This window comes from Mesorhizobium sp. BR115XR7A (assembly GCF_020165315.1).
GTDB lineage: Bacteria > Pseudomonadota > Alphaproteobacteria > Rhizobiales > Rhizobiaceae > Mesorhizobium > Mesorhizobium australicum.
This window is the reverse complement of the sequence record NZ_JAIUHW010000019.1, coordinates 82,709-96,851: the sequence shown is the minus strand read 5'-3', so window position 1 is coordinate 96,851 and position 14,143 is coordinate 82,709. Positions and strand designations below refer to the sequence as shown.

The following is a 14,143-nucleotide window of genomic DNA, read 5'->3' as shown; positions in this document are numbered from 1 at the left end:
TCGTGCAGGACGAGATCTGCGGCAATGATGTTGGCCAGGGCCGCCTGGTATTGCCCCGGCTGCCATTTGAGATCGGCCACGGCGTACCCTTCCCGAATGCGACAACAACCGGCGCTGGTCTGGTGCGGGGAGGACAGAAAGAACAGGTGAAGCTGCCGGCCGTCTCCATCGAGCGACAGGAAGGCCGGAGAGGTCCAGAGGGCAGGAGCGATGGGAGCGAAGTCGCGGCTCATTTCCGCCCCCGCTTCGGCAGGCGCGCGTGAAGTTGGCGATGATGGCTCCGGCAAAGCCAGACGATGGCCTCCAGGGGCTTCTGATAGGCTAGCTCGTCGGTTTCGGTTGGGTGATGAGCATCAACATGCCGGTCGGAGCCGCAGACGCTGCAGACCCCGCGTTTCAGCTTGCCTGACCGGATTGCCCAACCAACTTTATTGTGAGCTTTAAGTGCGGCGCGGTTGGCTTCACGCCATGCCGCTTGTGATTCACCCTGCTTACGTCTAGATTTGCTCCGTGAAGTATCTCCAATTCCGCCGCCTCGACTGGCATCGAGAGCGGCGGTCTCTTTTTCAGGGATGCGCAGCATCGGCGCCTCCTGCCTTCACGAGATTGGCGAGGCGAATTGCTTCGCAAGCGCCCAGAGCGTCGAGAGGGAATCGGGATCGCAATTCGACCACGGTAGGACGCGGGCGGAGATGTTTAGGTGTTTCGCAGAGCCATCGCGCCGCGACCTGGATATCGAAAGCTGGTTCGAGGTCTTGCTGCATTACGCGGCCACCTCGCGTTGACCAGCGAGGGGACGGGAAGCGAGCCACAAGGCCACCTCATCGTCAGTCCAAAACCTGGAGTTTTCGCCAAGGTAGCGACCGGGCGGGAAGCCGTTGTGCTCGACAAGCCGCTTGAGTTGCGGCCAACTGGCGACGATGCCGCGCTCCTGCAGGTCGCGGAAGCGGAGTAGTTTCTGTGTCATTGGGTTTGCCTCGCGTTAAGTTGCGAGTTCTCCAATTGCACAGGCTTTAGGACGGTTGGTCCTGATTGATCGGCAGGGGAATGTTTAGGACGATTTCACGGAGCTGCCGAACCGCTTCCAAATGTCCTCGACCAGCTTGTGGCCCTTCAACATATTCGCGGCTTCCAGAGCTTTGGCAACCACACGGCACGCCGATGGATTTTCGCTCTTTCCGTTTGAAGTGGGCGAAAGGTTGAAGCGGGTCGACACGTCATCGACAATCAAGGCTATGGCGATGTCTCGAAAGATGTTGTCGGCCTTTTCCTTTCCAGGCTTTTTCGGGACTGGGCCGGCGGTCAACAAAGCGCTGTAGGCAGAGAGTGATGGTAACATGGGGGAGCCGCCGCGCACAGTTTCCACTATCAGATCCCGAATTGCGGCGTCAGCGATGCCCCATCCCTGGCTGGCATACTCCGTGTGCTCAGCAAGGAAACTGTCATCCGACCGCGCCAGATTTTTTATCATTTCTTGCACGAAACGCCTCCCATCGACTTTTGATAGAAAGCGCACTGATGGCAAGCCATCCACGATGTCGATAGGCGTGTCGCGAGCAAACCTTACCCGCCCTTTGGCGTATGCCAATGCCTCTGCGGTGTCCGCGTTTTTGGTCATTTCCGCGCCCTCTGCTTAATAGGGACGACGTTTTTTGCCGGCGGATTGAGAATGGTCTTCAGCAAGGCATCAAGACGGGCGAGGGCGTCCGCCTTTTCGGCGCCGTAGCGGTGGCGATTGTAGACGCCCTGGACCCCTTCGATTGCGTGGCCCATGACACGCTCCGCCGTATCGCTGGAGACACCGGCACGGGCCATCAGCGACCGGCCAGTACGCCTTAGATCGTGAATGGTCCAATGATCGATAGGAACCTTTTTGTCGAACTCGACCTTGGCCTTCGACATACCGTTGAAATAGCCGTCCTTGGTGCGGCCGGTGAACACATAGGGGCTTTCGCCGACTCGGCTCCGAGACCTGATGACGTCGAGTGCTAGGGCAGGGAGCTTCAACTCGCCGCCTGTCCCTTTCTCGCGATCGTCGCTAGACACGTTCCAGACGCCATCCACGGAAACATCGTCCCATCGAATGGTCATGACTTTATCGCGGCGCTGTCCAGTCGACAGAGCAAGCCGGAGGATATCGCCGAAGGTACCGGCCTTGCCGGCTTGCTGCCAGACGGCGCGGATCTCGTCGTCGCTCAGCACCCGCTCACGCTTCACTGGCGAGGCGCGCCGCATGCCTCGTACGATCGGCGACAAATAATCCTCGTTGCGAGCTGCGTACCAGTTGCAAATCCCGCGCACGATCGCCAGCACCATATCGGCCTGCCTAGCGCCGTTGCTGTCCTCGATCTCATCAAGCAGCGTAGCGACATCGCCGCGCCTGATCCCGATGAACTCGCGCTTCTCCCATCTCGGAGAGACATAAACATCGACGCATCGCTTGATCTCTTTTTCAGAAAGCAGTCCCTTGGCTGCAACGTGGCGTTTCAGATAGGCGTCGGACACGTCTTTAAACGTTTCCGTGGCCTTCTTCTGCTCGATGGCGGGCAATCCTGCCCGGATGCGCTTGATCGCCTCTCGGGCGTCTTCCCTAGCCTTCTCTACGCCCATCATGTCGGCGGCGCCGATGGTGGCCCAAACCTGCTTTCCGTTCGGGTCTCGCGACACAGCCACGAACGACTTGGCGCCGGAGGGCATCACGCGGACATAGTGGCCGCGCAATTCCGGGTCGGGAAAGGTGTATCGTGCGGCCTTGGATTTGAGGTCTGCAACACCTGCATCAGACAGGGTTTTTCTGCGCATTGAAGTTGCTCCGGGCTAACCGTTGGCTAACAACTCGGCCCAGTGACATCGGCTAACGCTGGGCTAACATGCGCTAATTTCTATGTTAAAACATTGGCTTGTGGCAAGCGCGTTTTAGCGGTAGTGCGTCCGCGTTAGCTATTATCCCCTGACTTTTAATCAGTAGGTCATGGGTTCGAATCCCATCGCGCTCACCATCGTCAAATGACATGTCAGCGCTTTTGATTTGCCCATGTATCCTTGCGGCGCTCAACGACCGTTCAGACGCCTCCTGACAGGTGCACGTCCAGAACGGCGGCTTTCTTGGCGATCAGTCCTGTCAGATCCGCGTCGGATCGCTTGGTGCCGGTCCGTTCGCGCAGCAACGAGATGACCGCGCTCATCGAAAGCTGGGCAGTGCGATCGCTCAGGATAGCGTCCACCGCGCCGGCAACATCCGGGGTCTCCGTCGGTGCTCGCATGATCGGTTCCTTTCTGTTCAGGTCGGCCTCGGCGCCGTTGGCCGGTCCCCGCACGCCACGGTCGAAGATGACGGCCAGGCCGTTCTTCACGGCGAGGGCGGCGACCATGTCGTCGAGGTCGTGATCGGAAAGCGCTGGCTCCGAAGGATCGGGCTTCAGGGTTCTGCGGATCACTCGGGCAGCCTGATCAGTCGACACAAAGCCAAAATGCCGTTTTCTGGCCTCGACATATTGCTCGATGATCATGCTCAGGCGCCGCGCTGCGATATCCCTGGGTTGCTGCATCTGGGCCTCCTTCGGCTGCCGCAAGCGCAAGGTCGACAGCACCAGAAGGAAATAGGGCGGCGGATCTACTCAAACAGGGGACGGATCGATCATTCGACGCATCTTGCGCTGATATAGGAACGATCCGGGCCTTGATGCATTTTGGCTCTATGACCAGCTCATTGAGGGACGCCGGGACATGAAGATTGCCCATGTCGCACCACTCTACGAATCGGTGCCGCCACGACTTTACGGGGGTACCGAGCGTATCATCTCGTATCTTACCGAAGCTCTCGTCGATCTCGGCCACGAGGTGACGTTGTTTGCCAGCGGCGACACGAAGAGCTCCGCCAAACTGGTGCCATGCCGCGAAAGGGCGCTTCGTCTCGATCCGCGTCCGCTGAAGTCCGAGATCGCGGCACATTTGTCGATGCTCGACGAAGTGCGCAAACGGGCCGACGACTTCGACGTCGTGCATTTCCATCTGAGCCATTTCCTGCATTTCCCGTTTTTCCGTGATATGCCGCAGCGCACGGTGACAACGCCGCATGGCAGGCTAGATTACGCGGACCTCGCGCAAGCCTATGACCGGTTCCCGCGGTTCCCCATGATTTCCATATCCCGCAGCCAGCGGGCGCGGTTCGCATCCGCGAACTGGCTGGCGACGATCCATCACGGGCTGCCGCTTGACCTTTATGAGGCCGATTTCGAGGCCGGTTCGGACGGTACCTACCTTGCTTTTCTCGGCAGAATGTCACGCGACAAGCGGCCGGACCGGGCAATCGAGATTGCCCGCCGAACCGGCCTGAAACTGAAGCTCGCCGCCAAGGTCGGCGATGGCGACCGCGCCTATTTCGAGGAAGTCGTGCAGCCGCTGATCGATGGCGACCGGGTCGAGTATGTCGGCGAGATTGGTGAGGACCAGAAGGCCCGGTTTCTGGGCAATGCGGCCGCCTTGCTGTTTCCCATCGACTGGCCTGAACCCTTCGGGCTTGCGGTGATCGAGGCCATGGCGTGCGGAACCCCGGTCATGGCTTGGAGTTGCGGCGCTATGCCCGAGATCATCGATCATGGGGTCACCGGCTTTGTCGTCGAAACCATCGAAGATGCCGTCGCCTCGATGCCGGCTCTCCTGCAACTCGACAGGCGACGAATAAGAACGGCCTTCGAAAGGCGGTTTTCGGCCGATAGAATGGCCAGGGATTATGTCGAGGCCTATTCGCGGCTGACCACCGGCCACGAAGAGAGCAGGGCCTCATAGATCTTCAACCCGTTCGGAAACCAGCACGGGACAATCTTCTTGACCATTACCCAACTCGACGAGCGCAAGCTCGATCCTGCGATAGCACTGGCTTCCCTGGACGAAACCGCGCCCAGGGAGCCGCATCGGCTTTACGCTCTCAAGCATGGCGATTGCTTTGCCGTCGCCGACGCCTATGGCGACATACGTGGCGCCGGCGACGGCTTCTTCCGCGACGACACGCGCGTGCTCTCCGAATTTCGCCTGACGGTTGGCGGGCGATCGTTGTCGCTGCTGGGCGCATCGCTCAGCCAGGACAACGTCCTGTTCACCAGCAACCTGACCAATCTGCCGATCGAGAGCGCCGCGGGCCGCCAGATTCCGCAGGGCGCGATCCATATCGAGCGGGTCAGGCTTCTGTGGCAGGAAAGGCTATATGAACGCATCACGCTCTCGAACTATAGCCGGGAGCATTCGACGGTCTTGGTGTCACTGCGCTTCGGTGTTGATTTTCGCGACATGTTCGAAGTCCGGGGCTCGACCCGCTCCAAGCGCGGTACCGCGCACACGGCCGAGATCGACCAGAGTTCGGTCGTGCTCCGCTACGAAGGGCTGGACAAGGTCGTGCGGACCTCGGCCATTTCGTTTTCACAGCCCCCGGATCATCTGACCTCCGAGCGGGCGGATTTCTTCATTGCCGTCACCAAGCGCAGCCGCCAGACGCTGTATGTGGAGGTGGGGAGCAAGACAACGGCCCGCCCGCAAAGTGAACGTTTCCGGGCCGCGGCGGCGCGCGCCCGTTTCGGCATGCGCGCCAAGCGCCGGCATGGGGCAACGCTGCACAGTTCAGGCCGCGTCTTCAATGATTGGATGGAACGGGCGCGTGCCGATGTGGCATTGCTCACCACGGAACTGGCGACCGGGCCTTACCCATATGCCGGGATCCCGTGGTTCTCCACCGCCTTCGGCCGCGACGGTGTGATTTCAGCTCTGCAGATGCTTTGGCTCAATCCCGGCCTGGCTCGTGGCGTGCTTGCCTTTCTCGCCCAGCACCAGGCGACCGAAACCTCTCCCTTCAGCGATTCCGAGCCCGGCAAGATCATGCACGAGACCCGCAAGGGCGAGATGGCGGCGCTGAGCGAGTTGCCGTTCGGCCGCTACTATGGCGGCGTCGATACGACGCCCCTCTACATCCATCTCGCCTGCGCCTATGCGGACCGCACGGGAGACACGGCTTTCATCGATGGCCTTTGGCCATCGCTGTGCGCCGCCGCCGAGTGGATCGAGACAGCGAGCCGTTCGACAGGGTTTCTTACCTATCAGCGCGCCGCGGAATCCGGCCTTGCCAACCAGGGATGGAAGGACAGCTTCGATTCCGTCTTCCATGCCGACGGCCGCATTCCGAAAGGGCCGATCGCGCTGGTCGAGGTGCAGGGTTACGTCTTTGCAGCATTTCGGGGATTGGCAAAGCTGGCACGGCTGCGCGGCGAAGAGGAGCGGGCGGAGAATTGGGAGCTGCGCGCCGATGCCATTCGCCAACAAGTCGAACGCCATTTCTGGATCGAAGAGCTTGGCTACTATGCGCTGGCGATCGATGGCGATGGCCAACCCTGCAAGGTGCGCACGTCCAATGCGGGTCACCTGCTCTATGTCGGCCTTCCCAATCCGGATCGCGCACGCATGGTCGCCGACCAGCTGCTGTCGGCTTCGTTCCATTCCGGCTGGGGGCTGAGAACGCTGGCGGACGATGCGATCTTCTTCAATCCGATGTCCTATCATAACGGCTCCATCTGGCCGCACGACACCGCGATCTGCGCCGCCGGGCTGGCGCGATACGGCATCCGCGACAGCGTGGTGCGGTTGATGAGCGGGACCTTCGAATCCGCGGTTCATTTCAACATGCGGCTACCCGAACTGTTCTGCGGGTTCACGCGCTCGGCCGGCGAAGCGCCGATTGCCTATCCGGTGGCTTGCCTGCCGCAGGCCTGGTCCGCGGGCTCCGCCTTCATGCTCATGCAGGCCTGCCTCGGCCTACAGATCGACGGTTGGACGAACGAGATTCACGTGACCCGGCCGCACTTGCCGATCGGCATCGACAATCTTGTCATTCGCCATCTCTCGGTGGGACATGTGGCGGTGGACCTGACGTTTCAGCGCGTGGGGGATCGTGTCGGTGCCTTCCTTGCGGATGCGCATGAAGGATTGGTGCCACTGGTGGTCAAGAGCTGAAAAATCGGAACCATCACGGGTGCGGAACGTTGGATCAGCACGCCAAGGATGCTGGAGTTCCTGTCGGTGGATCTGCCGCGTCCCATTGAAAGGTAATCAATTCGAAATGCCCGACAACAGTTCGTACCTGGTCGTACCCTCGGCCGCACTGTGGCTCTTCGTTCTCGTAATTGTCGGTATCTCATGCGTCGCGCTCGCGGTGGTGCTGTCACGGGCGCGCCGGGCCAGAAACATGAAGCTCGCCCGTCTCGAAGCAGGATCCGTTCGCAGCCCATTGCCGGAGTTCGAAAAGAACGGGCAATCCGCGGCCGCCGCCCTCGTCCAATGGTCGCCGGAAACGTTGCGTCACATTCTGGCGAAGGAACTTCCCGATGCACAGGTGATCGTGGTGTCAAATCGCGAACCCTACATCCATAACCGCAACGGCGAGGGCATCCAGCTGGTCGTACCCGCCAGCGGGCTGGTCTCCGCCCTGGAGCCGATCACGCGCGCCTGTGCGGGCACATGGATCGCCTATGGCGGCGGTTCGGCCGATGCGCTGGTGGTCGACGAAAACGACCGCGTCGAAGTGCCGCCGGAAAACCCTTCCTATACGTTGCGCCGTGTCTGGCTGAGCGAGGAAGAACAGCAAGGCTATTATCTCGGCTTTGCTAATGAGGGGCTTTGGCCGCTGTGCCACATAGCCTTCACCCGACCGATATTCCGTGCTTCCGACTGGGAGGCCTACGAGGCGGTTAACCGCAAATTCGCCGACACCGTCGTCGCGGAGGCACGCAACGAGCGGCCCATCGTGCTGGTCCAGGACTACCATTTCGCCTTGTTGCCGCGGATGATCCGGGAGCGCCTGCCGGAAGCCATCATCATCACCTTCTGGCACATTCCATGGCCGAATTCCGAGGTGTTCAGCATCTGCCCATGGCGCGAGAAGATCCTAGAAGGATTGCTGGGCAGTTCGATCGTCGGCTTTCACACCCAGTTCCATTGCAACAACTTCATCGACAGCGTCGACCGCTTCCTGGAGAGCAGGATCGAGCGCGAGGATTCCGCCATCTCCTATGGCGGCCAGATCAGCCTGGTTCACGCGTATCCGATTTCAATCGAATGGGAGCCGGCGCGACAGGCCCAGCTGCCCGAGGTGGCGCAATGCCGTCGGCATGTTCGTGAAAAATTCGGGCTGGCGGACGATGTCAGGCTGTGTGTCGGCGTCGAACGTCTCGACTACACGAAGGGCATCCTCGATCGCTTTACCGCACTCGATGAGCTGCTGAGGCTCCATCCGGAATGGATTGGCAAGGTCGCCTTCCTGCAGATCGCGGCACCCAGTCGCGGCACCTTGCCCGCATACCAACAGTTGCATGAAGAGTGTCTGCGTCAAGCCGAGGATCTCAACCGGCGCTATGGCCGCGACGGCTACACTCCCGTCCTGATGGTCACGGAACATCATTCGCAGGAACAGGTCTACGAAATCTACCGGGCCGCCGACGTTTGCTTGGTCACGAGCCTGCATGACGGCATGAACCTGGTGGCCAAGGAGTTCGTCGCGGCGCGCAATGACGAACAGGGGGTCCTGCTGCTCAGCATGTTCGCCGGCGCTTCCAAGGAATTGCTGGAAGCGCTGATCGTCAATCCCTACGACGCCACAATGATGGGCGACGCCTTGTTGCAGGCTTTGACGATGTCGTCGGAAGAGCAGCGGCAGCGCATGCAAAGGATGCGTGAGGTCGTTCGCGACAATAATGTCTACCGGTGGGCCGGCAGCATGCTTCTCGATGCCGCGCGCCTGCGCAAACGCGTTGCGGTCGATCGCGCCGTCGGCGCCGCCCCGACCTCATCGGGCAACGTGATCTCGCTGCTCGATCGCAGACGGGTGGCGGCGCTGTGATGTCGCTTCTGCCAAAGCTGCCCGCGCCTGAGCTCCCAACAGGGCCGTGGGCCTTGTTCCTGGACATTGACGGCACGCTTCTCGAACACGCCGCGCATCCCGATGCGGTGGTTGTCGGCGATGAATTGCGTACGCTGCTGGCGAGGCTCGAATTGCAATTGGATGGAGCTCTGGCGTTCATCACGGGACGATCGATCGCTGCGGTCGACCATCTTTTCCAGCCGCTCAGATTGCGCGCCGCCGGGCTGTATGGGCTTGAGCACAGGCTCATCCGCGACGGCCCGGTCGAGGCAGCGGGAGAGCCGGCCGACATTGCGGCACTTGCCGAGGAAATCGAAGCGGAGCTGGGCAGTTCGGACGTTTATATCGAGCGCAAGGGACCGATCCTGGCAGTCCACACGCGCGCGGCACCGCAACTGTTGCAGCGCGCGACGCAACTGGTCGAACAGGCGTTGGGCAGGTTGCCTACGGGATATCGGGTGCTGGCCGGCAATGCCGGCGTTGAATTGATGCCGCTGGAGGCAGCAAAGGGAGCGGCCATCAGGCGCTTTCTGGATCTGTCGGCTTTCGAGGGGCGGCGGCCGGTGTTTCTGGGCGACGACACATCCGACGAAAATGGTTTCGAGGCCGTGAACGAGATGGACGGCATGTCGATCCGCATCAAACCGCACGGACCGACAGCGGCGCGCCATGTGCTTGCCGACGTCGGGGAGGCTTTGGCTTGGCTGGGTGCGGTGAGCCAGCGTAATTTGGGTGGATCGACCGGCCTGGTCCATCCCTTCAATCGAAGGAGTCCGTGATGACCCAATTCACCAGTCTCATCTTGGAGATCATGCCTGCTTGGCTACGCCGGCGGTCGCTGCCGAATACGCACGAGACCCAGCCGAGTTTCGATCCGTCGCGCCCGCAGGACGCGGATGAGGTCTGGCGCCAGTTTGTTCAAAAGGATCTCTTTGACGCCAACATGCAGGATTACGACGAGACCGGAGATAGAAAGACCAGCCGCCACTGAGGGCGGTTAGCCTTCCCCGAAAACAAGCGAAACATTTCCACCGGCGTGACGCTCGAGGCGGCCGGCAAGGTCGAGTTCAAGCAGCACCATGAAGACCTGGGCGGGATGCAGGCCGGTGTGGCGGATGATCTCGTCGATCGGCACCGGTGTCGGCCCCAGCGCCTCGATCACCTTGGCCCGGTCGCTCTCGCCTGGTGGCGGTGTGGCCGAAAAGTCGGGCGGGTCCTCAAACGGCGGCAGATCAGGCGCCCGCATGCCGGTCAGCGGAAGGATCGCCCTGGAAATGTCCGAAGCTTCGGTGACCAGCGTGGCGCCGTCCTTGAGCAGACCGTTGGTACCGGCCGCGCGCGGATCGAGCGGGGAGCCGGGTACCGCAAAGACCAACCGGCCCATCTCGCCGGCAAGCCTGGCGCTGATCAGCGAGCCTGAGCGCTGTGCTGCCTCAACCACCACCAGCCCAAGAGCGGCGCCCGCGACAAGGCGGTTGCGGCGCGGGAAATCCTGGGCACGCGGCTGCCAGCCGAACGGCATTTCCGAGATGATGGCGCCACGCTCCGCAATGTCATCGCACAGACCGGCATTTTCGGGCGGGTAGGGCAGGTCGAGCCCACCGGCGAGCACGCCGACCGTACCGGTCAAGAGACTGCCCTGATGCGCCGCCGTGTCGATGCCACGTGCCAGGCCGGAGACGATGCCGTAGCCGTCTCGTCCGAGATCGGCTGCCAGCATGCGCGCCATCTTGATGCCGGCAAGCGATGCGTTGCGGGCGCCGACTATCGCGACACCCGGCAACCGGAACACCGCGGCATTGCCCCTGACCGCCAGCATCGGCGGCGGATTGTCCATGCTGCGCAACAGCGGCGGATAGTCCGCCTCCCCAATACCGACAAAGCGTGCTCCAACTCGCCGCGCGGCCTCCATCTCGGCCTCGGCCTCGGCAAGGGAAGGAATGCGCACGATCCGGTTGGCGCCGCCGGAAATCATCAGTTCCGGCAGCATTTCCAACGCGACTTCGGCCGAACCGAAACGGTTGATCAGGTCGCGAAAGGAGGCAGGGCCGACATTCTGGGTGCGGATCAGCCGCAGCCAGCTCAGCCGCTGGCGATCGGTGAGACGCGGCCCGGCGGCCGGTTCGCTCACCCCTTGGCTCCGATCTTGCCTTCGGAGCCGGCAATCAGTCGCGAAATGTTTTCTCGGTGCTTGATGAAGACAATGATGCTCATCACCACGAACAGAATGGCTATCTGCGGCGTGCTCAGGAAATAAAGCGCGATCGGTACCACCACGGCAGCAGCCAGCGCCGCCAGCGATGAGTAGCGGAAGAGGAAAGCCATCACCAACCATACGACAGCGAAGATCAATGCGACTTGCCAGGCAAGGCCGACCAGCACGCCGAGATAAGTGGCGACGCCCTTGCCACCCTTGAAGCCGAGCCATGCCGGGAACAGGTGGCCCAGAAAGGCGCCGAGACCAGCCCAGATCGCGGCTTCAGGCGCGAAATGGCTTGCTATCAGCACGGCGGCCGTGCCTTTCAGCATATCGAGCAGCAAAGTCGCGGCGGCAAGCCCCTTGTTGCCGGTGCGCAGCACATTGGTGGCGCCGATATTGCCTGAACCGATCTTGCGCACATCGCCAAGGCCGGCCGCGCGGGTAAGCAGCAGGCCGAACGGAATCGAGCCCAGCAGATAGCCGAACACCAGCGCCAGGATTGGGCCGTAAGTCATTGTTCCCCCCGCGTTCCCCCAACCATGCCTGAAGTCGCATGGCTACCGCCGGCTCAGGCAGAAAATATTGTGCGGCCCGCCACCAGCGTTTGCAAGACCTTGCCTTGCAGCCGTGCGCCTTCGAAGCAGGTGTTTTTCGAGCGCGAGCGGATACCGCTTTCGCTGACTACCCAGGGTTCATCGAGGTCGACAAGCGCGAGATCGGCGACGGCGCCTGGCTTCAGCGTGCCGCCGGCCAATCCAAACAGCCTCGCCGGCGCGGTGGACAAGGTTTCGATCAGCCTGAGCAGGGGCACGTCGCCATTGTGGTAGAGGCGCAAGGCCGCGCCCAGCAGGGTTTCGAGGCCAATGGCACCGGCCGCGGCGTCGGCGAAGGGCAGGCGCTTGGTATCGACGTCCTGCGGATCGTGCGAGGAGACGATGACATCGACCGTTCCGTCCTTGACCGCATCGATCATCGCCAACCGGTCCTCCTCGGCCCGCAGCGGCGGCGTCAGGCGGAAGAAGGTGCGGTACTCGCCAACGTCGTTTTCATTGAGAGACAGATTGTGGATCGACACGCCAGACGTCACTGCCGCGCCGTCGGCCTTCGCACGCGCCACGGCGCTTGCCGCCATTGCCGTCGAGATCTTCGCGGCGTGGTACGAACCTTGCGTCAGCCGCGCCAGCGCGAGGTCACGCTCGAGCGGGATGGATTCGGCTTCACGTGGAATGCCGGAGAGGCCGAGCCAACTGGCATACAGGCCTTCGTTCATGACGCCCGACGACCCAAGATCGGCATCCTGCGTTTCATGGACGATGGTGGCGCCGAAATCGCGCGCATAGGTTAGCGCGCGACGCATCACCAGCGCGCTCGATATGGTATGCCTGCCATCGGTGAAGGCGACCGCACCCGCCTCGCGCAGCAGGCCGAACTCCGTCATTTCGCGTCCGTGGAGGCCCTTGGTGATGGCGGCGGCCGGAAAGATATTGACGACGGCCGTGTCCTTGGCGGTGCGCAGCACGAATTCGACCAGCGCCACATTGTCGATCACCGGATCGGTGTCTGGCATCATCACGATGGACGTGACGCCGCCGGCCGCTGCGGCGACACTTGCTGAAGCGATGGTTTCGCGATGTTCGCCGCCGGGCTCGCCGATGAAGACCCGGCCGTCGATCAGGCCGGGGATGATCGCCTTGCCGCTGCAGTCGATCGCCGTAGCGCCGTCGGGGACGCCGTGGTTCAGCGCCGCCTTGCCCGCGGCAACGATTTTCCTGCCTTCGACTATGACGGAGCCGACTTCATCAAGGCCGCGTGACGGATCGACGATGCGGGCGCGTTCAAAGACCGTGATGCTCATGCGCCGCGGCCTTCTTGACTACGGCCCTCTTGATTTCGGCCCTCTTGATTTCGGCGGGGATCGAGCAGCGCTTCCATCACCGCCATGCGCACGGCGACGCCCATTTCCACCTGCTCCTGGATGACGCTTTGCGGGCCGTCGGCGATTTCGGACGCGATCTCGACACCGCGGTTCATCGGGCCAGGATGCATGACAAGCGCGTCGTCCTTGGCGGCCTTCAGTTTCTCGGCGTCTAGACCAAAATAGCGGAAATATTCGCGCACCGATGGCACGAAGGCTCCTTCCATGCGCTCGCGCTGCAAGCGCAACATCATCACCACATCCGCGTCCTTCAGGCCCTCCGCCATCGAGCGGCAGACGATCACGCCCATCCTGTCGATGCCCGCGGGCAACAGCGTCGAGGGCGCCACCACCCGTATTTGTGCGCCGAGTGCGTTGAGCAGCATGATGTTGGAGCGCGCCACACGCGAATGCAGGATGTCGCCGCAGATCGCCACGATCAGCTTCGACAGCGCACCCTTGGCGCGGCGGATGGTGAGCGCGTCGAGCAGCGCCTGTGTCGGGTGTTCATGGGCGCCGTCGCCGGCATTGACCACCGAGCAGCCGACCTTCTGCGCCAGGAGGGCCGCCGCGCCCGCCGACTGATGGCGGATGATCAATATGTCGGGCCGCATGGCGTTGAGTGTCATCGCGGTGTCGATGAGCGTTTCGCCCTTCTTTACCGAGGAACTCGCCACCGACATGTTCATGACATCGGCGCCAAGCCGCTTTCCGGCCAGTTCGAACGAGGATTGCGTGCGGGTCGAGGCTTCGTAGAAGAGATTGATCTGGGTGCGGCCGCGCAGCGTCGAGGTCTTTTTTTCGGACTGGCGCGAGATCGCGACCGCCCGATCCGCCCTGTCGAGCAAAAGCTCGATGTCGGCGGGCGAAAGATCGCTGATGCCCAGAAGATGGCGGTGAGGGTAGAGTGGCAGGGACGAAGCGTCGGTCATCTCAAGGGGCTGCTATAGGGTGCGGATTTCGCGCCCGCAAGCACCCGCTTTGGATTGACGCCGTTCTCCTCAATTTTTTCGTGTAGGTAGCCGATCAGATCGGCCGGTATTTTCGTCGCGCGCGCAGCAACGCTTGGCTATATCTAAGCCGACGGCCTCGGATTCGAGGCTTTCCGACAATAGGGCCTTTCCAGAAG

General features: G+C 61.9%; 15 protein-coding genes. 5 read left to right on the top strand and 10 right to left on the bottom strand.

The annotated features are described in order from the left end of the window. From LB557_RS29440 to LB557_RS29415, 6 genes are all read right to left on the bottom strand, one after another. Positions 1–233: hypothetical protein (locus LB557_RS29440; protein ID WP_224713142.1), on the bottom strand; the 233-nt coding region annotated here is incomplete at its 3' end. Then, entirely contained in the window at positions 230–583 is a 354-nt protein-coding gene (locus LB557_RS29435; protein ID WP_224644154.1) for a hypothetical protein, read from the bottom strand. The genes LB557_RS29435 and LB557_RS29440, both read right to left, overlap by 4 nt. 180 nt (positions 584–763) lie before the next feature. Next, positions 764–967 (bottom strand): hypothetical protein, encoded by a 204-nt coding sequence (locus tag LB557_RS29430; protein ID WP_224644153.1) that lies wholly within the window; start codon positions 965–967, stop codon positions 764–766. A gap of 84 nt (positions 968–1,051) precedes the next feature. Next, on the bottom strand, positions 1,052–1,618 hold the full coding sequence (locus tag LB557_RS29425; RefSeq protein WP_224644152.1) for a hypothetical protein: 567 nt from the start codon (positions 1,616–1,618) through the stop codon (positions 1,052–1,054). Next, positions 1,615–2,802 carry a tyrosine-type recombinase/integrase gene (locus LB557_RS29420; protein ID WP_224644151.1) on the bottom strand — a complete coding sequence of 396 codons (1,188 nt, stop codon included), beginning with the start codon at positions 2,800–2,802 and terminating at the stop codon, positions 1,615–1,617. Before LB557_RS29420 ends, LB557_RS29425 begins: the two co-directional genes overlap by 4 nt. 260 nt (positions 2,803–3,062) lie before the next feature. Beyond that, on the bottom strand, positions 3,063–3,548 hold the full coding sequence (locus LB557_RS29415; protein ID WP_181166521.1) for a hypothetical protein: 486 nt from the start codon (positions 3,546–3,548) through the stop codon (positions 3,063–3,065). Between the two features lie 178 nt (positions 3,549–3,726). Here LB557_RS29415 and LB557_RS29410 point away from each other — a divergent pair, with 178 nt between their 5' ends. The 5 genes from LB557_RS29410 to LB557_RS29390 all read left to right on the top strand — a co-directional run bounded on the left by LB557_RS29410 (position 3,727) and on the right by LB557_RS29390 (position 9,890). Continuing rightward, positions 3,727–4,788, top strand: a complete 1,062-nt coding sequence (locus LB557_RS29410) for a glycosyltransferase family 4 protein (protein ID WP_015317742.1) — start codon at positions 3,727–3,729, stop codon at positions 4,786–4,788. Between the two features lie 45 nt (positions 4,789–4,833). Next, entirely contained in the window at positions 4,834–6,996 is a 2,163-nt protein-coding gene (locus tag LB557_RS29405) for a glycogen debranching N-terminal domain-containing protein (protein WP_224644155.1), read from the top strand. Between the two features lie 106 nt (positions 6,997–7,102). Further along, complete coding sequence (locus tag LB557_RS29400) at positions 7,103–8,878, top strand: trehalose-6-phosphate synthase (protein WP_140873783.1); 1,776 nt, start codon at positions 7,103–7,105, stop codon at positions 8,876–8,878. Further along, positions 8,878–9,678: a trehalose-phosphatase gene (gene otsB, locus LB557_RS29395; protein WP_224644150.1), complete on the top strand. Its 801-nt coding sequence runs from the start codon at positions 8,878–8,880 to the stop codon at positions 9,676–9,678. Before LB557_RS29400 ends, otsB begins: the two co-directional genes overlap by 1 nt. Continuing rightward, entirely contained in the window at positions 9,678–9,890 is a 213-nt protein-coding gene (locus LB557_RS29390) for a hypothetical protein (RefSeq protein WP_015317746.1), read from the top strand. Before otsB ends, LB557_RS29390 begins: the two co-directional genes overlap by 1 nt. Before the next feature lie 6 nt (positions 9,891–9,896). Here LB557_RS29390 and dprA read toward each other — a convergent pair whose 3' ends face one another. Genes dprA through LB557_RS29370 form a run of 4 tightly spaced genes read right to left on the bottom strand, consistent with a single transcriptional unit; the run spans position 9,897 to position 13,946 of the window. Further along, complete coding sequence (dprA, locus tag LB557_RS29385) at positions 9,897–11,030, bottom strand: DNA-processing protein DprA (RefSeq protein WP_015317747.1); 1,134 nt, start codon at positions 11,028–11,030, stop codon at positions 9,897–9,899. Beyond that, positions 11,027–11,614, bottom strand: a complete 588-nt coding sequence (gene plsY, locus LB557_RS29380; RefSeq protein WP_224644149.1) for a glycerol-3-phosphate 1-O-acyltransferase PlsY — start codon at positions 11,612–11,614, stop codon at positions 11,027–11,029. The genes dprA and plsY overlap by 4 nt, the downstream gene beginning before the upstream one ends. A gap of 53 nt (positions 11,615–11,667) precedes the next feature. Continuing rightward, the gene (locus LB557_RS29375; protein ID WP_224644148.1) at positions 11,668–12,954 is read right to left on the bottom strand and encodes a dihydroorotase; all 1,287 of its coding nucleotides are present in this window, start codon (positions 12,952–12,954) and stop codon (positions 11,668–11,670) included. Further along, positions 12,951–13,946 carry an aspartate carbamoyltransferase catalytic subunit gene (locus LB557_RS29370; RefSeq protein WP_224644147.1) on the bottom strand — a complete coding sequence of 332 codons (996 nt, stop codon included), beginning with the start codon at positions 13,944–13,946 and terminating at the stop codon, positions 12,951–12,953. The genes LB557_RS29375 and LB557_RS29370 overlap by 4 nt, the downstream gene beginning before the upstream one ends. Positions 13,947–14,143 lie beyond the last annotated feature (197 nt).

What these genes read in the sequence shown, in the direction of transcription:
- LB557_RS29435 (WP_224644154.1), bottom strand. Translation starts at nt 583, where the DNA reads ATGCTGCGCATCCCTGAAAAAGAGACCGCCGCTCTCGATGCCAGTCGA.
- LB557_RS29430 (WP_224644153.1), bottom strand. Translation starts at nt 967, where the DNA reads ATGACACAGAAACTACTCCGCTTCCGCGACCTGCAGGAGCGCGGCATC.
- LB557_RS29425 (WP_224644152.1), bottom strand. Translation starts at nt 1,618, where the DNA reads ATGACCAAAAACGCGGACACCGCAGAGGCATTGGCATACGCCAAAGGG.
- LB557_RS29420 (WP_224644151.1), bottom strand. Translation starts at nt 2,802, where the DNA reads ATGCGCAGAAAAACCCTGTCTGATGCAGGTGTTGCAGACCTCAAATCC.
- LB557_RS29415 (WP_181166521.1), bottom strand. Translation starts at nt 3,548, where the DNA reads ATGCAGCAACCCAGGGATATCGCAGCGCGGCGCCTGAGCATGATCATC.
- LB557_RS29410 (WP_015317742.1), top strand. Translation starts at nt 3,727, where the DNA reads ATGAAGATTGCCCATGTCGCACCACTCTACGAATCGGTGCCGCCACGA.
- LB557_RS29400 (WP_140873783.1), top strand. Translation starts at nt 7,103, where the DNA reads ATGCCCGACAACAGTTCGTACCTGGTCGTACCCTCGGCCGCACTGTGG.
- otsB (WP_224644150.1), top strand. Translation starts at nt 8,878, where the DNA reads ATGTCGCTTCTGCCAAAGCTGCCCGCGCCTGAGCTCCCAACAGGGCCG.
- LB557_RS29390 (WP_015317746.1), top strand. Translation starts at nt 9,678, where the DNA reads ATGACCCAATTCACCAGTCTCATCTTGGAGATCATGCCTGCTTGGCTA.
- plsY (WP_224644149.1), bottom strand. Translation starts at nt 11,614, where the DNA reads ATGACTTACGGCCCAATCCTGGCGCTGGTGTTCGGCTATCTGCTGGGC.
- LB557_RS29375 (WP_224644148.1), bottom strand. Translation starts at nt 12,954, where the DNA reads ATGAGCATCACGGTCTTTGAACGCGCCCGCATCGTCGATCCGTCACGC.
- LB557_RS29370 (WP_224644147.1), bottom strand. Translation starts at nt 13,946, where the DNA reads ATGACCGACGCTTCGTCCCTGCCACTCTACCCTCACCGCCATCTTCTG.